General features: G+C 66.7%; 21 protein-coding genes. 4 read left to right on the plus strand and 17 right to left on the minus strand.

Annotated features, from left to right (window positions below; genetic code table 11):
• Positions 1 to 68: 68 nt before the first annotated feature.
• The 16 genes from ACFYXF_RS34870 to ACFYXF_RS34945 all read right to left on the minus strand — a co-directional run bounded on the left by ACFYXF_RS34870 (position 69) and on the right by ACFYXF_RS34945 (position 12,232).
• The gene (locus tag ACFYXF_RS34870) at positions 69 to 560 is read right to left on the minus strand and encodes a hypothetical protein (RefSeq protein WP_389355803.1); all 492 of its coding nucleotides are present in this window, start codon (positions 558 to 560) and stop codon (positions 69 to 71) included.
• Between the two features lie 146 nt (positions 561 to 706).
• On the minus strand, positions 707 to 1,144 hold the full coding sequence (locus ACFYXF_RS34875; RefSeq protein WP_389355805.1) for a hypothetical protein: 438 nt from the start codon (positions 1,142 to 1,144) through the stop codon (positions 707 to 709).
• A 199-nt stretch (positions 1,145 to 1,343) separates the two neighbouring features.
• Positions 1,344 to 1,781, minus strand: a complete 438-nt coding sequence (locus tag ACFYXF_RS34880) for an HK97 gp10 family phage protein (protein ID WP_389355807.1) — start codon at positions 1,779 to 1,781, stop codon at positions 1,344 to 1,346.
• Between the two features lie 3 nt (positions 1,782 to 1,784).
• Entirely contained in the window at positions 1,785 to 2,168 is a 384-nt protein-coding gene (locus tag ACFYXF_RS34885; protein WP_389355809.1) for a hypothetical protein, read from the minus strand.
• Between the two features lie 159 nt (positions 2,169 to 2,327).
• Positions 2,328 to 2,750 carry a DUF6093 family protein gene (locus ACFYXF_RS34890; RefSeq protein WP_389355811.1) on the minus strand — a complete coding sequence of 141 codons (423 nt, stop codon included), beginning with the start codon at positions 2,748 to 2,750 and terminating at the stop codon, positions 2,328 to 2,330.
• The gene (locus tag ACFYXF_RS34895) at positions 2,747 to 3,187 is read right to left on the minus strand and encodes a DUF6093 family protein (RefSeq protein WP_389355813.1); all 441 of its coding nucleotides are present in this window, start codon (positions 3,185 to 3,187) and stop codon (positions 2,747 to 2,749) included. Before ACFYXF_RS34895 ends, ACFYXF_RS34890 begins: the two co-directional genes overlap by 4 nt.
• 131 nt (positions 3,188 to 3,318) lie before the next feature.
• On the minus strand, positions 3,319 to 3,819 hold the full coding sequence (locus tag ACFYXF_RS34900) for an NUDIX domain-containing protein (protein ID WP_389355815.1): 501 nt from the start codon (positions 3,817 to 3,819) through the stop codon (positions 3,319 to 3,321).
• A 51-nt stretch (positions 3,820 to 3,870) separates the two neighbouring features.
• Positions 3,871 to 5,016 (minus strand): hypothetical protein, encoded by a 1,146-nt coding sequence (locus ACFYXF_RS34905; protein ID WP_389355816.1) that lies wholly within the window; start codon positions 5,014 to 5,016, stop codon positions 3,871 to 3,873.
• Positions 5,013 to 5,219, minus strand: coding sequence for a hypothetical protein (locus ACFYXF_RS34910; protein WP_389355818.1), 207 nt, complete (start codon positions 5,217 to 5,219; stop codon positions 5,013 to 5,015). Before ACFYXF_RS34910 ends, ACFYXF_RS34905 begins: the two co-directional genes overlap by 4 nt.
• Before the next feature lie 110 nt (positions 5,220 to 5,329).
• Positions 5,330 to 5,881, minus strand: coding sequence for a helix-turn-helix domain-containing protein (locus tag ACFYXF_RS34915; protein ID WP_389355995.1), 552 nt, complete (start codon positions 5,879 to 5,881; stop codon positions 5,330 to 5,332).
• A 215-nt stretch (positions 5,882 to 6,096) separates the two neighbouring features.
• Positions 6,097 to 6,888: a GntR family transcriptional regulator gene (locus tag ACFYXF_RS34920; protein WP_389355820.1), complete on the minus strand. Its 792-nt coding sequence runs from the start codon at positions 6,886 to 6,888 to the stop codon at positions 6,097 to 6,099.
• A gap of 70 nt (positions 6,889 to 6,958) precedes the next feature.
• The gene (locus ACFYXF_RS34925) at positions 6,959 to 8,353 is read right to left on the minus strand and encodes a glutamine synthetase family protein (protein ID WP_389355822.1); all 1,395 of its coding nucleotides are present in this window, start codon (positions 8,351 to 8,353) and stop codon (positions 6,959 to 6,961) included.
• Positions 8,353 to 9,861 (minus strand): amino acid permease, encoded by a 1,509-nt coding sequence (locus tag ACFYXF_RS34930; RefSeq protein WP_389355823.1) that lies wholly within the window; start codon positions 9,859 to 9,861, stop codon positions 8,353 to 8,355. Before ACFYXF_RS34930 ends, ACFYXF_RS34925 begins: the two co-directional genes overlap by 1 nt.
• Positions 9,862 to 9,917: 56 nt before the next feature.
• Complete coding sequence (locus tag ACFYXF_RS34935) at positions 9,918 to 10,892, minus strand: hypothetical protein (protein ID WP_389355825.1); 975 nt, start codon at positions 10,890 to 10,892, stop codon at positions 9,918 to 9,920.
• 204 nt (positions 10,893 to 11,096) lie between these two features.
• On the minus strand, positions 11,097 to 11,378 hold the full coding sequence (locus ACFYXF_RS34940) for a hypothetical protein (protein WP_389355827.1): 282 nt from the start codon (positions 11,376 to 11,378) through the stop codon (positions 11,097 to 11,099).
• Positions 11,379 to 11,674: 296 nt separating this feature from the next.
• Complete coding sequence (locus ACFYXF_RS34945; RefSeq protein ID WP_389355829.1) at positions 11,675 to 12,232, minus strand: ATP-binding protein; 558 nt, start codon at positions 12,230 to 12,232, stop codon at positions 11,675 to 11,677.
• 290 nt (positions 12,233 to 12,522) lie between these two features.
• On the opposite strand from ACFYXF_RS34945, the gene ACFYXF_RS34950 reads away from it, so the two are divergent.
• The 4 genes from ACFYXF_RS34950 to ACFYXF_RS34965 all read left to right on the plus strand — a co-directional run bounded on the left by ACFYXF_RS34950 (position 12,523) and on the right by ACFYXF_RS34965 (position 15,433).
• Positions 12,523 to 12,648 carry a hypothetical protein gene (locus tag ACFYXF_RS34950; RefSeq protein ID WP_389355831.1) on the plus strand — a complete coding sequence of 42 codons (126 nt, stop codon included), beginning with the start codon at positions 12,523 to 12,525 and terminating at the stop codon, positions 12,646 to 12,648.
• Between the two features lie 393 nt (positions 12,649 to 13,041).
• Positions 13,042 to 14,358, plus strand: a complete 1,317-nt coding sequence (locus ACFYXF_RS34955) for a hypothetical protein (RefSeq protein WP_389355832.1) — start codon at positions 13,042 to 13,044, stop codon at positions 14,356 to 14,358.
• Positions 14,359 to 14,382: 24 nt separating this feature from the next.
• Positions 14,383 to 14,928 (plus strand): GNAT family N-acetyltransferase, encoded by a 546-nt coding sequence (locus ACFYXF_RS34960; protein ID WP_389355834.1) that lies wholly within the window; start codon positions 14,383 to 14,385, stop codon positions 14,926 to 14,928.
• A gap of 91 nt (positions 14,929 to 15,019) precedes the next feature.
• Positions 15,020 to 15,433, plus strand: coding sequence for a gamma-glutamylcyclotransferase family protein (locus ACFYXF_RS34965; protein ID WP_389355836.1), 414 nt, complete (start codon positions 15,020 to 15,022; stop codon positions 15,431 to 15,433).
• A 562-nt stretch (positions 15,434 to 15,995) separates the two neighbouring features.
• Here the strand turns inward: ACFYXF_RS34965 and ACFYXF_RS34970 are convergent.
• On the minus strand, positions 15,996 to 16,946 hold the full coding sequence (locus ACFYXF_RS34970) for a pentapeptide repeat-containing protein (RefSeq protein WP_389355838.1): 951 nt from the start codon (positions 16,944 to 16,946) through the stop codon (positions 15,996 to 15,998).
• Positions 16,947 to 17,030: the final 84 nt, after the last annotated feature.

A 17,030-nucleotide genomic window follows, 5' to 3' on the forward strand; every position in this document is an offset into this window, starting at 1 on the left:
ATCCCGTGCTACTGCCTGCGCGGGCGGTTCGTGTGTTGTGCTCGTGGTCATGTGACTGCCCCGCCCGGTCAGGCCGCGGCCGGGACGGCGGCGTCGAGGGTGGGCTCGGCTGTGATGGCGAAGCTGACCTTGAACTTCGCGGGCTCCGCGCTCGCCGTGAAAGCAGCCGCACGGCTGCCAACGCGGACGGGGAACACGTCCATCGATTTACTGCCGGCGATGTCGCCCTTGCGGAGGATGACCACGTACCCCTCCACGCCCTTGGACAGAAGGGACTCCAGCGTGTCGTCGACCTTGTCCTCGTAGAACGTCAGCGAGCTGTTGTCCGCCTTGTCCTCACCCGGGATGTTCGACGTGAACTCGCTCGCCATGTCCGGGGTGTCGATCGCGGTGTTCTCCAGCGCCCACCCTTCGATGTCGCTGATGGCCGCCGACAGCTCGGTGGCGTTGGGACTGACCAGCTCCGGCCGCACGGGGACGTTGTCGTCCGCCTTGATGGCCTTGAGGAAAAGGAACTTCGTGACGCCGCGGCGCATGTACCGCTGCTGCGTGATGGCCACTGATTCTCACTCTCCGGGGACAAGCCCCAGGAGCGTGCACCGGAGGCCCATCCCCCACAACTCGCATGACGCGAAAGAGGGATACGGCCCGTACCGGTATGGCCGGGCGTCCGCGACAGGGCCTCCGCGGTGAGGTAGCCGATACGTCAGGACCCGAGAGTGGTCACCGTAAGGACGTACCGCTGGACATAACTGTATACGCCCCCACTGACCGTGACGCCTTCCTCCTTGTCCAACTCCCTGCCGATCACCGCACATCCGGCGATGGTGATCACCGTGGCGAAGTCGCCCTTCGCCGTGCGGCCGAGGGTCGCGGTGCGGACCTTGTCGGCCATCCACTCCGCCTGCTCCGCCGTGGAGGCAACACAGGTGACCTGGAACAGCACCCGTGCGTCCGCGTCGGCGTCACCGTATGCCGGACCGGACGTGGTGATGCCCAGCGGGTACAGCACGCTGTACGGGATGACCGCGCCCGTAGGCGTACTGGATGCGGTCGGCGCAGTGCCGTATCCACATGACCGAGTCGTCGCGGTAGCGAGCATGGACTGCGCGGCCAGCGACACAAGCCGTCCAGAGACGGGCATACCTACTCCTCTTCGTTTCCGTCATGGGGACGTCCGGCAACCACATCGGATTCGGTATCGAACAGGGGATATCGAAGAATCTCCCCTGTTCTGACCTCCGGACCTGCCAGAGAACATCCGGCCAGCAGCCCGTACCCGTTCTGCTGGCACACCCCGGCGACCGCAGGATGCAGGTCTGTGCTGAACCTGCCGCTGCCGCTCATGGTCCGTCGCCGATCGTCTCGCCGAGCGTCACCAGGAACAACGGGCGAATCTCTTCCACGGCCGGGCCGACATGGGGGAACGGCGGCTGGTTGTAGACCCTTCCCAGCGAGTCCTGACCCACGAAGCCGAACTCCAGCCTTCTCGCCTGAGGTTTGTTGGTGCCCACCACAGCCGTGACGGCCACGCCGTTCGACGACACCTCATGCGTCCACGACCGGCGGTAGTCACCGGTCGGCGCATTCGGGCCCGGCCTCCCACTGGCCTTGGCCTTGATACGCGTCTCCAACAGCATCGCGTAGTGGCGGACTACCCCGGTCACCTCGGGCAGCGTGCTGACGGCACGGACCTCGAACTGGGCTGCGATCAGGGCCGCGTTGGAAGACGCGCCTCCTCCCGGTCGGGCGCTCGGACGGGCTGGAGGCAGGGAAGCCACCGGCTACTCCTCGTACGTCGAGGGCTCGTTGGCGTCCCGCCACTGCCCGAGCGCCCATTCCCTGAGCTGGGCCAACATGACTCGGATGAGCTCGTGCGGGCCGCCGTCCATCAGGTCGTGTCGGGCCAACGACGCCTTCTCCAGTTGACCGGCATCGATTGCGCCAAGGAAAGCGGCGGCAGCCGGACCGGGATCCGGAGGCTCGCCGACCACCACATGGGCCATTCCGTCAAACACGGCGCCGCCGGCAGCATGGGCCGCCAACCACACGACGACCTCGGGTACCTCACCGTCCCTCTGGCTGATCGTGTAGGCGGCCACCTGCCTGGAGACATCGTGCCCTTCGATCTCCACCACGGCGCCATGGCCCGAGGCAGTGACCTTCACGGGACGCACACCCAACTCCGATATAGGTTGGGATCTTTTCAGTGTTGTCACACATCTAAGGTACGGCCTACAGCTGTTGGTCCGATCTCTCTTTCCCCGGGCACCGCCAGCCTCGCCGCATCGCTCACGGACGGTCTCTCGGCACGCGCCCAAGCCCCATCACGGCGGAGTGATCTCGTCCAGGCGGGTAACCCTCGCGATCTCCACTGTCGAGGCCTCTGACGGATCAAGGACCTGCCACACCCGTCCCAGAGTCGCCGCATGCTCCGCCGCAGCCTCGACGACCTCCACCCGGTCGTAGCGCGACGGCACCGAGGTGGAGATCGGGGTAAGGAGCCGGTACCAGGACACCGTGTCGTCCAGCCACTCGCGCCCCAGAACATGCTGCGCTGTGACTTGCCCATGCCCGGACAGCACCGCGCCGCGACCTTCATAGACGAGTACCGAGGGGACCGGGCCAAGCAGCCCCGTCTCCGTATCCAGAACTGCGGTACCAGTCGGCCGCGTGATGCGCACGGTGTCGACCAACACCTCGGCCTCCAGGCGTTGCCGCTCCGCCTCCGTGTCGACGGGTGTGCTCACGAGGTGCTGCCACTCGTCTGCGTGACCTGGTCCAACCAAGTCGTACGCACCACGGCGAGCGTTGAAGTCTCGCCAACATCGAGCACCCGCCAAGTACGGCCCACCGCCGCCGGATCAGCGGCGGCCGTGACCGTCACCGTGTCCTCACGGGAGGCAACCGGCGCGGCAAGCGGAGTGAGCAGCTTGTACCGGGACTTGGAGTCGTCCACGTACGCCTGCCCTTCCAGGTGCAACACGATGCCCGGCCCGCCCTCGGGGAACACCCCGCCCCGTCCGTCGTACACCGTGACAGGCGGACCGGGCTCGTACTGGCCGGTGTCCGGGTTGAACACCGGCTCGCCGGGCCGGGAGATCTTCACCGTGTCGGTGAGGATCTTCCTCTCGATGATCTCGCTGACGGCCCCCAGGGTCAGCCCCTCATTCACTGGAACACTCATGCGTTCGAGCGTACGGAGTGTCGCGGACAGCCTCGGGCGCACCGCAGATCGCCAACCGGCTTCCCTCACTGAGACGCAAGCCGCTTGGCCCTCCACGACGCGCCGGGGAGCCGCCTCGTGCCGCGGGCGGGTCAGATGTGGCGGCCTCTGACGCGGTAGCCGCGCTGGGCGGGGTCGGCGAGCGCGGTCAGCGCCTGTGTGATCCTCCGGAGCTGGTAGGGCAGGCAGTAGTCGGCGAGCTGACCGGGCGGGACGAACGCCCATGCCGTCAGCTCGGGCTGCTGCCCTGGCCGCGGGGCGGGCAAGGTGATGGTGGTGTCGTCTTCGACGGTGCCGCCGTCGAAGACGAAGTTGATGCCCTCGGCGGCGCTGCCGTCGCCACTGGCCCGGATGTAGTCGGCGATCAGCAGTGAACCCACCGCCAGATCGCTCAGCCCGGTCTCCTCCGCGCCTTCCCGTAAAGCGGCAAGATGCGGCGCCTCGTCGGGCAGTGCCCCGCCGCCCGGCAGGATCCACCCATCCCGGTAGGAGGGGCGGACCAGGAGGACGTCCCCGGCCTTGTTGAGGATCAGCAGGAGACAGCCGAAGCGGCGGTGGCCGGGCTGCGCGTAGTCGGTATCGGCGTGTGCCATGGCGTCATGACCTTTCGTGGGAAGGGTTGTCGGTGGTCAGGGAGGGAGTCGTCAGGCGGCGGGGGCGCTCGTACGGTCTCCGGGGCCGGGAACACTCGTATCGGGCGTGGCCGGCTCGGGGAGCGGTGATTCCCGTGCGGCAGCCGCGTGCAGTCGGCGGTTGATCCACCAGGCTGTGGCTATGGGGATCACCAGCGCGATCCGGTAGCCGAAGGGCAGCAGTAGGAACGGTCCGAAGGCGAGGTTGAAGGCGCCGTGGCCGGCCATCAGGGGGATGAGCCGCCGGTAGCGCAGGTACAGCCAGACGCGGCCGATGCCATAGACAGCCATGCCGATCGCGGGCAGTCCCATGTAGGCGTGGAAGAGCACTTCGAGGGCGCAGACCAGCGTGTATATCTCCCAGGCGGGCCGGTGGATGGCTGTCAGCAGCGCGGTCGTGGCCGCGACGAGCACGATGTCCTCGATCGCCACGGCCCACACGACCGTGAGGGCGAGGCTGGTGAAGCGGCTGATCCCGAGCGTGGACAGCTGATCGCCCTGCATCACCGGTACGCCGTCGATACCGGTCCAGCGGACGAGCAGCGTCAGCACCGTGACGCACAGGCCCCCGAATCCGCAGGCGTAGAGAGTGCTTCCCGCGATCCTCCACTCGTGGAGACGCTGGGTGGCTGTGGCGGGAAGGCCGGTGCCCAGCGGGACGCCGTGTGCCCGGCACACCTCCAGGGTCAGCCACGCCAGCACGCACCCGAACACCGCCGGTCCCAGGGCAACCCTGGACGGGGTGAGGGGTGTTGCTGCCGTGTACATGGCCGCGATGCCGCAGGTGACAGCGGCGCCGCGCTGAAGCAGCCGCTGCCGCGGGGAGCCCCGGTCGAGTGGGGTTCGGGCGATCACCCTCAACGCGAGCCAGAAGAACACGAGGGCGGCGGCACCAGTCTGGGCGATGACGAGGACGAGGGCCTCGCGCCGTCCCCATGGCACGCCGTACATGTCGCTGACTATCGCGGCCCCGCTGGTCAGGGGGAGCAGGGAAGCGAGCAGGAGCAGCCCGATCACGTGCACGCTCACGCGCCGTGTCGAGGGGCCGGGTAACGGGCTGCCGGTTTCGACGCGGGGCCTGGCGGTGAGCGTCTCCTGGTCCTGCAAGCCGAAGGCCAGGAGTATCTGCTTGGCCTCTGCGGCGATGTGCGCTCTCATGCCCGCCCTCCAGGAGTGAAGGACGCGAAGGCGTCGGCGTCGTACGTGGTGAGGTGCGCCCACGGGTTGGTGCTGGAGCCGAATCGCGCGGCTTGCTGTGTCAGGTCGAACAGCAGGTCGAGTACGACGGCGGTGATGCGGTCGGCACGGCCTGGGCAGTGCTCGGCGGACTGGGAGACGACGCGGATCGGATCGTCGGGCATTCTCAGAAGATCTTCCTTAAAGGATCGGTCTGGTCCTTCGCTTCCCGGACTACCGTCATGCCCTGGAGAAGAAGAGGAGTTGGGCGGTGGCCCCACCGGAGGTCAAGGCGCTATGAGGGCGGGACCGATCGACGGACGAGCGTGCCCAGCGTGTACGCGCGGGATCCCATCAGGACCCGTTGCGTCTTCAGCGTCTTGACGGCCATGTGGACCGTGAACTGGCTGACGTCGAGTTCCTTGGCGAGTGTCACGCCGGATGGAATCCTCGTCCCCGGAGGGTAGGTGCCATCGTTCACTCGCTCCCGGATCACCCTCGCAACGAAGTGCTGGCGATTTTCTCCGTCGAGTCGGCGGACGGAACGGCCTTTGCGCTTGCTCCGGTCGGACAGCGGGCACCCGGGCGGGCGAAGGACTTGTGCCTGACTAAGGGTTCTCTGGACCACGCCGTACGAGCGCCCGGTTTCGGCAACGATGCCGCGTACGGTTCCACCAGCCCCGTATGAACGTGTGACCCGGTCGCGGAACTTGGCGGCGGCGTCGCCGGTCAGATGCTGGCCCGGCGTGTACGCGGGCAAGTCCTGCAAGATCTGCTTCCACTTCGGGAGGGAATCCGGTCCTGCGGAGCGGTCCGTACCCGGATCCGGTGGAGAGCTGGTCGCCATGCCGATGGATTTCTCAACGGCTTTCAAGGCTTGTCCTTCATTGGCTTCGTGGGCCCCTTCGCTCCTCGGCCACCGTCAAGGCCCGGGGAGCGAAGGGTGTCTGTGGTGGTGTTCCTCCCCGTCGCCGGACGGGAGTTGGGGCTTCGAGCCCGGCGACGGGGAGGCGGGGAACCGCGCGCGGCAGTGGACTGCGACGGGGCTGCCACGCGCGGGAGTCAGGCGGAGGCCTGGTCGGGAGGCCTCGAAGAAGGCGGCTGTTTGGACGCGGGAGCTGCGAACATGCCCTGCCTCGAAACGTGCTGGCAGATGAGGCGCTCTCTCTTCAGCGGTCTGAGCGCGTTCTGAACCGCGCTGACGCTGACGCCGAATTCGCCGGAGAGCGCCCCGTAGGTAGGCAGTCGTTCCCCGGGCGGGTAGGTGCCATCGGTCAGGCGCGTCTTCATGACGGCCCGGATGTGCGCGGCATTCGTGACACCTGGCCGGGGAACGGTCCAGATCTCTTCTCGGCCGCCCTCCACGCTCACGCGATGTGCAGACCCGGTTGACGGAACTCGTGGATCCGTCACGACGGTGCCCAGTCCCATCACGCTCATCACCAGTCCGGCGTCGGTCAGCCGTCTGATGGCCTGCTGGACTTTGTGCTGCGAGACGCCGAGGTCCTCACACAGCTGCGCGTGGGAGGGCATTTTCGTACCGACCGGGTAAGTGCCGTCGGCTATCCGCTCCTTCAGCATCTTCTCGGTCGGATCTTGTCCAGTCCGCTCCGTAGGGGCTTTCCGCGGCCGGCGAGTAGGGACCTCGGCTGGAGCGGCGGGATCGAGGACGTAGGTACCCAGAGGGTGTACCGACGTGACGAGGTCATCCGCGATCAGGCGTTTGATCGCGGCCTGGGCCGTGTAGGACGTGACGCCGAACTCGGCCATCAGATCCCGCAGGCCCGGCAGCCATGTCCTCACGGGGTAGGTGCCGTCGGCCAGCCGCGTACGCAGAGCCTGCTCCACTCGCACGACGCCACCGTGGGGCGCGGGGGGAGCCGGGGTGCGCTGGGCGGCCAGCTCCTTGGACCAGGTGGCGAGATCAGGCACGGAGGAATCCCCGTTCGCGGTCGATGTCCGTGACCTGGCCGCGCTCTGCGGCGATCTCGATCTCGGCGGCACGGGTGTAGTGGTCGACTACTTCGGGGCCGACCGCGTGCCGGGCGATGTGGCTCTCCCGGAAATCGGTCAGGGCCTCGTCGAGGGTGCGGGGCACCGGCATCGAGTCGACGTCGGTGTACGCGTCCCCGGTGACCGGCTCCGGCAGCTTCGGATGCCCGGCGAGGCCGTGGTTGATCGCCGCGATCACGGCGGCGAGGACGAGGTACGGATTGGCGTCGGCACCCGCCAGCCGTACTTCCAGCCGCGTGTTCTCGCGGTGGCCCGCGACCCGTACGGCGCAGGTGCGGTTGTCCACTCCCCAGGTGAAGTTCGTGGGGGCGAAGGAGTGGGTGGCGTACCTCTTGTACGAGTTGGTGGTGGGCGCGTACAGCGGTGCGAGGTGCGGCAGGGCGCCAAGGAGTCCGGCAACGGAATGGAGGAGCAGGTCGGGCAGTTCGCCGGGGGATCGGGGGGTGAAAGCCGGTACGCCGTCGCGCCACAGGGATACGTGCAGGTGCAGGCCGGAGCCGACGCCGGTCTGCGGGGCCGCCATGAACGTCGGCGTCATACCGTGGCGGGCGGCGATGTGGCGGGCGGCGTGCTTGTGGACGGTGTAGGTGTCACAGGCCCGGACCGGGTCCCCGTACGGCCAGGTCACCTCGACCTGACCGGCCGCTCCCTCCGTCTTGACCGCCTCGACCGGGGACCGGGCCTGGGCCTGGGCGTCCTGGAGGTCGTGGAAGAACGCGCGTAAGACCGGCGGGTGCTCCAGTGCGTAGTCGAGGTTGTGGGGCGAGGCGGGCGTCAGTCCCTGGTACCCGGCGTCGCGGATCTGGGCCTCGGTGCCCTGGTACAGCACGAACTCGCTCTCGACACCGACCTCCATGTCCAGCTGGTGCCGATTACGGAGGATCCTCAGCTGCTCGCGGAGCATCCGGCGCGGGGCGACATCGACAGCAGTGCCGTCGGGATGCTCGACGTCACCGAGCACGAGGACGGTGCCGGGCAGGTAGCTCAGCCGCCGGATGGCCTTCCGGTCGGGGACGACGTGGAGGTCGCCGTACCCGGTGTGCCAGCCCGCGAGGCCGAAGCCGCCCGCCGTGTTCATGTCCACGTCCGAGGCGAAGACGTACGCGCACATGTCCGGGCCTGCGGGGAACTGGGCCAGGAAGTGCACGGGGTCCAGGATCTTGCCCTTGAGGCGGCCCATCATGTCCGGGACGCCGACCATCACCGCGGTGATCTCCCCGCCGGTCACGAGGGTGGTGAGTTCGTCCACGGAGAGCAGGCCCACGGACTGTGCCATCGGGTCGTGCTGGGGATTCTGGCTGGTCATCAGACCATGCCTCCTGCGATCTTGGAGTCTTCAGCAGTAGAGGCCGGCAGAGGCATGGAGTAGTTCTTTCTGCCTGTGGTCATCCACGAGATCCATGCGAGCAGGAGCACGACGGCCAGGGTGACCGGCGCGTAGTTGAAGGACTGCGTGGTGAGGGGATAGGCCTGCGGCAGGCAGAAGAAGACGGTGAGCACGACCACGTAGGTGACCGCGATCACGCCCAGGGGCTTGCTGAACCGTCCCAGGTTCCACTGGCCCTGCTTGAACCTGTCGCCGGCCTTCAGCCGCAGGAAGACCGGGATCGCGTAGGCGGGGGTGATGCCCAGTACGTTGATCGCGGTGACCGCTGCGTACGCGGTCGGTGAGTACAGGCTCGGCAGCGCCAGGACCAGCGCGCTGCCCACGCACAGCCACACCGCGGGCGTGGGGTTCGCGGTGCGGGCGTTGACCCGGCTCCACAGCCTCCAGCCCGGCAGCGCCTGATTGCGTGAGAAGGCATAGGCCATCCGTGACGCCGCGGCGGTCTCCGCGTTGCCGCAGAAGAGCTGAGCCACGATGACGACCAGGAGCAGGGCCTTCGCCATGCCGGTGCCCAGGACGTCGATGAAGATCTGCGCGGGCGGGACTCCCGTGGCTGTGCCGAGCGTGCCGGTGTAGCTCTCCATGGCGAACAGCATTCCGACGATCAGCACGAAGCCCGCGACGCCCGACCAGACGATGGCGTGGACCATGCCCCACGGAGCCGCCTTCTGCGCCTTGGTGGTCTCCTCGGCCATGTGGGCGGAGGCGTCGTAGCCGCAGAACGTGTACGCGGCCATGAGGCACCCGACTCCGGCCCCGTACAGCGGGTTGCTGATGCCCGAGTCGTTGTAGTACTCGGTGAAGACGAAGGCCGGGGACTGCCGTTCACCGGGGGCAAGCAGGAGCGTGCCGACGATGAGGGTGACGCCGCTGAACTGCCACCACACGGATATCTTGCTCAGCACGTCGACCAGGCCCACCCCGAAGCTGTTCAGCAGGCCGTGCAGGAAGAGAACACACACGAAGACCGCCATGGTGTTCTCCGGCGTGGGCTCGAAGCCCCACTGAAGACTGGCGAACGCGCCGATGAAGGACGCCGCGCCGTAGTCGATGCCGGCGATGGCGCCGACGAGCCCGAGCAGGTTGAGCCAGCCGGTCACCCATGCCCAGCCGGGCCCGCCGAGGCGGTGAGCCATGTGGTACAGGGCGCCGGACGTGGGGTACACCGACGTCACCTCTCCCAGGCAGGCGCCCAGGACCAGGGTCATGGCGAAGATGCCGACCCAGCCCCACACCATCACGGCCGGGCCACCGTTGTGCAGACCGAACCCGAACAGGGTCATTCCGCCGGCCAGGATGCAGATGACGGAGAAGGAGACGGAATAGTTCCCGAACCCGCCCATCTTGCGGACCAGCGTGGGTGTGATGCCTTCAGCGATCAGCACGGCGTCATCGTCGAGCAGGGCTGCGGTTCTTCTTCGAGACAAGGGGATATGTCCTCGTGGTGTCGTAGGGGAGAGGTGGTATGGCCTGGAACGCCTGTTCAGTGACTGACGGGCTCTTGATTGAGGGCGTAGTCACGGGCCTTGAAGAAGCGGTCGGCCCAGTTGGGCCGGGGATCGAGGGTCTGCCACGGCATAGCGGTGGCGTACGGGCCGATGGCCCGGAAGACGGGGCCGGCGCCTTTCATCCCGCTCACGGTGAGCGCGTATGCCAACAGGTTGAGGTTGATCGAGAGGGCTGGTGAGCTGCACGTCTCGGCGTCGAGGTACTTGAACCAGCCGTCTCTCGCTCGCTTCACGTAATGCCGCACCCGCTGGTCCGTCCAGTACGTGAAGTCGCTGGCCTGTTGGCTGTTCCGCCGGTGCCGGAAGTCCTCGGCGTATGCGTACAACGGCAGCAACAGCAGGCTCGAACACTCTCCCGCCCGCATCGCCGTCCACTGCGCGAAAACGTGCGCTCCGGTACCGCGGGCGTAGAAGAACTGGAGCATGCGCTGGTAGGCCTCACGGTTTTCCGGATCGCGCTGGCGCACCGCCCAGAACAGGGGCCACGGCCCTTCCGGCAGGGCATCCTCGGTCTGCGAGGGCGCCCAGTGCTCCGCTTTCTGCTGGTATCTCGGGTCGGCGTCGAACTGCGCCAGTGCCAGCAGATCCACCCGTGGCACCGGATCCTGCGGACAGGCCCGTATGGCAACGTGGCAGGCGCGACGGGCGTGATGGGCCGCGTTGATCACCCTGGGGTCGTTCGCGGAGTGCTGGAGTTGGAACATGCGTTGCGTGACAACGCGGGCCCACATCATCAGTGCGTCCGGGTTGCGGGGTTCTTCCTGGTGCCAGTAGTCGATGGCCCGGGTCTGGGCGGCGTACAGGGCGATGACCTGGCTGCGGAACGTGCGTAGCTGCCAGTTGTGGCCTGTCTCGGCAAGTACTTCTTTCACGACCCGGTAGCGGTCGAGCTTGAGCTCCTCGAAGACGGGATACAGCGCGATGTCGCCGCCCGCGGGGTGATCCGTCAAGGACCTGTCATCGACAGGCATCGGCGCACCCCCGTATCGAACGAAACGGGGTGGCCAGAGGGATGCACTGGCCCTGTGTGCGTAAGAGGGACATGAGGGGTGAAGTCCTCAAAGCAAAGGGGGTGGAGCCGCCGAGCGGCAGCCAACTTGGTTCCCGGTCCGTGTGCTGGAGCCAGAGCCTGATGACTGCGACCCGGCGGCCGATCAGGGGGAATCGGCGAGCAGGGAGGAGCGTGGCCTGAGTCGGACCTGGACGATCTTCTTGTCCCCGTCGGGGGAAGGTCTCCAGGTGGTCGCGCCGCCAAGCTCCCGTACGCGGGGAAGTCCCGTGCTCTTCTGCGCGGAGACGGCCTCGATGAATCCGGGGAACTCCGGATTCTGGTCCGTCACAGCGATCAGGAGTGTCTCGTCTTCGGTGACGGTCAGATCCAGCACGATGTCGCCTGCGGGGTGCTGCGGCCCGACGTGTTCAACGGCGTTCTTCACCAGCTCCGAGACGACTTTGGTTGCGTCCTCTTGGTCTCCCGGCCAGCTCATCATCGTGAATCGCGTACGGGCGTAGGTACGTGCGGCCGGTACAGCATCCGGCTGGGTAGAGAAACAGCCGCTCCAAGTCTGCGGACGCACAGGCCGGAGCAGAGCCTCCGGGGAGCGTTCGCGCGCGCCTGAAGCCACGGCGTGTTCCATGTCATCGTCCTTCGCGCAAAGGGTCGTTGCCGATGGAGCGGGTGAGGAAGAGGCCTCAGCCGTCCTCGTCATTGGGGAAGTCTCCGAGTCGGCGGTCATCGTGAGGACCCCGGGAGTGGCGCTGGACCCACTCGTGCCGGCGTGAGCGGTACCTCGCACCAGGCAGTCGCGCCGTCCGGAGTAAAGCCCCAAGCACCGCCCAACTCCGTGATAAAAGCATCGACCAGGAGCAGGCCCCGGCCGCTCTCGGCCCCCGAGTCAACGTGCTGTGGCGAGGGAACCGCCGAGGGGGCGTCCCGCACTTCGAGGCGGACTCGGCCATCGGGTCCCATCCGGCCGCGCAGCCCGAACTCGTCGACACGGCCATGCACGATCGCGTTGGTACACAACTCGCTGATCACGACCACAAGGACGTCAGTACGGTCCTCCGCCATCAGACACCGCCGACTCAACCACGCCTTAGTGATGCGCCGCGCATGCTCGACACGCGACGGATCGGCGCGTACAGCAACGTCAAAAAACGACGGCAGTACGACCGGAGCCTCCATCACGCTGGTTGATCCAACAACGCTGGAGGCACCGGAAACTTCCTGATTCATGATCTTGCTCGGACGTTCACTCTCAGCCAGTACGGCGGTCGTCATCATCATCATCAAGTCCTCTGGGGGGAGTGCAGGAGAGTCCTGACGGCCGACACGGTCCTACGCAAAGGGGGGCGTTTGCTTGGACCGAGGAGGGCCTGGGCCTCCGTGATGCACCGTGCGAGCGGGACGGGGCTGGTGAGCAGCGGCGCGCCGCCAATGATCTGCTCGTCGTCGGGCGGCTCCAGCCACTGCGCGAGCAAACTGGCTGGCCGGGGTGAGGGCACGAGGATCACGTGCCCGACGCTGAGGCAGGCGGGTCGGGGCTGACGTTCGGGCCATTTGGCTGTGGCCATCAGTCCATGCCAGCGCGAGGCGGTGCCTACCGGCACGAGCACAGCCGCGGAACGGAGGTTGGTGAACAGCACTGCGGGGCCAAGCGGCTGCTCGTACTGGGCGAGAAGCTGGTACGCCATACCCACAAGTGACCTGTCGGCCATCACTATGTCGAAGGCCACGCCGCACTGAAGTCGCCGGGGGAGATGGGGGTTCTCCTCCCAGAGGCCGATCGCCGTGTTCGGGTCAGGAGTCGCTGTCGCAAACCACGCGGACAGTGCCTCAGTCTCGGCCCGTTCGCAGGTTTCCATGAGCCCTCCCGGCATCACGACGACACACCCGGTGTGTGCGGTGTGACCCAGTGCAGCGAATGCGCCGCGCGGTGAACAGGTCTTTTCCCCGGAACTCTGCCAGCCCTTAACCGGCCCTTCGGCGGCCCTTTCACCGGCCCTTTCCTTCTGACCAGGGCTTTTCAGTGGGGACCCCTCACGCACCGGCACCAGAGTCGCTACCGTGAGGGCGAAACCAGACGGCAAGGGGTGGCCATGCGTGAACTCAGGCGGTTACGCATCAGAGCGAACCTGACTCAAGAGGCGATGGTCGACAAACTCACCGTCCTTGCCCGGCGCCTCCGCGATGAGGGCCGTATCGGCTCGCTCCCCACGTTCAGTGCAAGACAGCTGCGCAAATGGGAAGGCGAGGAGCCTCCCCCTTGGCCGCACCCGGACGCCCGCGCGGTACTTGCCGCCTACTGGAAGCGCCCCGTGGAGGAACTCGGGCTGCGACCACCGCAGCCCGATGACGTCCCCCTGGTACTTACGCCGGTACCGCTGGCCAGTCAGGCTTCTTCGGCAGGCCCTCTCTTGATCGCATCCGCTTCAAGCCCGCTAACAGATGAGGCGCCACCACCGTGGCTAGCCGAGACCACCACCGGTACCAACCGCTCTGGTGAGTGGCGGATCGCTCCGGAGGAAGTGGAGCTACTGTCGGCCGCCGCAGACGACAACTACGCGATCGACCAGCAGTTCGGCGCGAACCGGCTCTGGCGTCCAACGCGGGCGCATCTGCTCTGGACGCACCACATGATCGACCGGGGCATCTACGACGAGCCGCTGGGGCAGCAACTGCATGCCCTAGCCGGAAAGTTGACCACGTCGCTCGGCTGGTTCTGTTACGACGCCGGCCTCCAGACCCAGGCGCGTCAGTACTTCTCCGAGGCACTGAATTCCGCCAACTTCTCCGGCGACGACGTACTTGCCAGCCGCACACTGAGCAACATGGCCCGACAGGCCGTCGACTTGAACAAGGGACGAGAGGCTGTGCGCTTCTCCAAGCTCGGCCAGCGCCACGCGGAGCTGTGGGGTGCGCCCAGCCGTGTCGCCGCCCTCCTCTCGATTCGAGAAGCGCAGGGGCACGCACGGCTGGGGGACGACTTCAACTGCGAGGCCGCCATCAAACGGGCGTGGACGGAGTGGGAGCGCGGCGACAACGAGCGGGACCCGGACTGGGCCTTCTTCCTCAACCTCGCAGAGCTGACCTGTCTGGAGGGCATGTGTCGCCTCGACCTTGGGCAGACGGCGCGCGCCCAGAAACTCCTGGCACGGTCGGAAGCACTACAAGATGTCACCCACTCCAGAAACCGGGGCATGTGCCTCGGCCGACTGGCAGTCGCGGCAGTCGCGAACGGCGATGTCGATCACGGCATGTCGGCCGCGTCCGACGCCCTTCGACTTGTTGAGAGCGGAATGTCGTCTGCCCGAACAGCCGGACAGCTGAAGATCATCCATGACGGGATGCTCCCCCATCGCAGCGCCCGAGGCGTTGGGGATCTACTCGAACAGATTAGTACTCACGTCGCGTGAGCCAGCAAAAGGAGAGTGCACACCGTGGACCCGGAGTTCCAGCGGCACGACGCGAAGTCGGCGAAGAACATTACTTCCGAGCTGGTCGACGTGTACGCCAAGGTGTACGACGTCCCGCCCTACATCGGTGACGAGTTCTTCTCCGTCGACACTTTCCGGACCCGCCTCGAAGCGGCCTTCGACACCAAGGGATTCGAAACCGTCACCGCCTGGCTCGACGGGCGAATTGTGGGATACGTGCACGGCGCGACCCTGCCCGCTGACAAGCCTTGGTGGATCTCCCTCGACGACCGTCGGCCCGCCGAACTGATCGACTTGGCCGAGGCCGAGGGCATCTTCTGGCTACGGGAGCTGATGGTCCTCCCTGAGCTGCAGAACCAGGGGCTCGGACGTCAGATCCACGACACGGTCATTGCCGGACGCGCAGAGAGCGTCACCGCCCTGACCTGCATCGTCGACAACCAGCCTGCCCACGATGCTTACCTGCGATGGGGGTACACGATTATGGGACAGATCAAGCACGCCGAAGAGTCACCCCTCTACGACGCGATGTACCTGCCCTCCACCTAGCCCCGGAACGCACATGACACAAACGATCACAAGTCCCACCCCGGTCCCGGAGACCTCTGGTCGCCGGGACCGACTCGCGCACGCTCCCGACGTGCTGTTCGTCTACGGCACGCTCCAGTTCGATGCCGTTCTCAAGGCCCTGTTGGGCCGAATACCGGAGCAGGTACCTGCCTCCGCCCCCGGGTACCGTGCGGCCAAACTCAAGGGCCGGGTCTATCCAGGTCTTGTCCAAGCGGGCGGCAGATCGGCTTCCGGCGCGGTCTTGCTCAACCTCGACAACCACGAGTGGCGCATCCTCGACGCATTCGAGGACGAGCACTACGAACTCCGGGAAGTCCCCCTGTCTAACGGCAAGTTGGGGTGGGCGTACGTCTGGCCAGGCGGAGACGTCCAAGCCGCCGACTGGAGAGCCACAGAGTTCGAGGAACATCACCTTGAGGAGTACGCGGCGCGGTGCGCCCGAATCGCTCCCGGACTAGCAGCAGGCGAGCCGAAGAGCGAATAGGCCGGCACGGCGTACGGCGGGCAGCCCGTCGTACGCCGCTCTGGTGTCCCGGGGCCCAGGCAACAGCCGCTGACTGTGCGCACGGGTGCGGGCGGCCTTGTCGGGGTCCCTGTGGCCCGCCCATCCGCATGGCCTTGGTGATCGATGCACTTCCCGGGCTGTTGACCAGCGGATACGGCGAAGCCGTAACAGGAATCGGTACTCCGACGTACAGGGCTGAGGGCTGCCCGTCCTCGCCCGAACAAGGAGATGCCTCTCCATGAACACCCCTCGGCCCGTGTCCCTGCAGTGGTACGACAACCGCGGCATGCCCGTTGCACCGACGTGGGACCGTGCCCACCTGGTGGACAAGGTCATCAATACGTACGCGCTCAACGGCACCCTCCTCGACCGCGATGTCGTCGACCTCTACCTCGCCGAGGCCGCCGACAAGGCAGCGTGTTCCCTGTTGAGGGACCAGTGGAAAGACGGCTTCCCAGTCGCTGCGTACTCCAAGCTCCTCTCGGCAATTGCCGCGCTGCGGAACCTTCTTGGCTACCCCCTGAGCCGGTCGCACAGCCGGTTAATCTGCACGCGGAAGCCCGCGAGCGCCGTTCCGTGTCGCGCCAGCCAGCTTCACACCGGTCAGCGTTGCGCCACGGAAGTCCGCGTAGGAGAGGTCCGCGCCACGGAAGTCCGCGTGGGAGAGGTCCGCGCCACGGAAGTCCGTCCTCTGCATGTACCCTCCGCGAAGGTCGGCGTCGGCCATCTTGGCATTTCGAAGGTCCGAGCCGTTCAGGGTGACGTTCTGCAGGTCCGCGCAACCCGTCTCCGTATCAACATCGATAATAAATTCGCACTCCAGGACTGCTTCGCGAAGATCCGCGCCCGGTAGCCACGCGGCGGTAAGTTTCGCCCCTGTAAGGTCGGCGCCCCTGAAGTTCGTCTCACCAAGGACGGAACTGTGCAGGTTCGCGTTAGCGAAAATCGCCTTGCGGAGGTCCGCACCGGTCAGGTCGGCCCAGCGGAGGTCCGCGTCGGAAAAATTCGCTCTTGGAAGCCTGATGGAAGCCGCCTTGTCTGTGAAGACAAGGCCGCGGAGATCGGTCTTGCTCAGGTCGACGACCGTTCCGCCGTCGCGGTCGGCGCGGCGTTTTGCCAGGGCGGCGGTAGCGGCCCGGACGTCGGCCTTCGGTCTGTGGGCGTCGGGTTCCTCCGCCAGCGGTTCCTTCAGGCTGCCCTTACTCGACCCGGCGTGCTGCTGTGCGAAGGCGGCCAGCACGGAGACGACCGTGGGATGGTCGCGGGCCGAGTCCTCCATGATGCGCTGCAGGGCGTAGATGCCGCCCAACCGGACGTCTAGGGACTCCGATCCCAGATTGCCGATCGCGGCATTGAACCGGCTGGTGATCTGCCCCTGCTCAGAAATCCGCAGTTCCTTAGTGGCCTGCCCCACCTGCATCCAGGTGAACAGCAACGCAGCCAGAGCGGCGAGCCCTGGCAGGCTGACGGCGACCAGCCCGACCAACTCCATCCGGTACCGGCTCTCAGACGTGGATGCCGCAGACCGGGGAGGTGGTCGACGCCGACAGACACGTCGCCGATGGGCCATACGGCA

The sequence above is a fragment of the Streptomyces sp. NPDC002680 genome (assembly GCF_042889145.1).
Lineage (GTDB): Bacteria > Actinomycetota > Actinomycetes > Streptomycetales > Streptomycetaceae > Streptomyces > Streptomyces adonidis.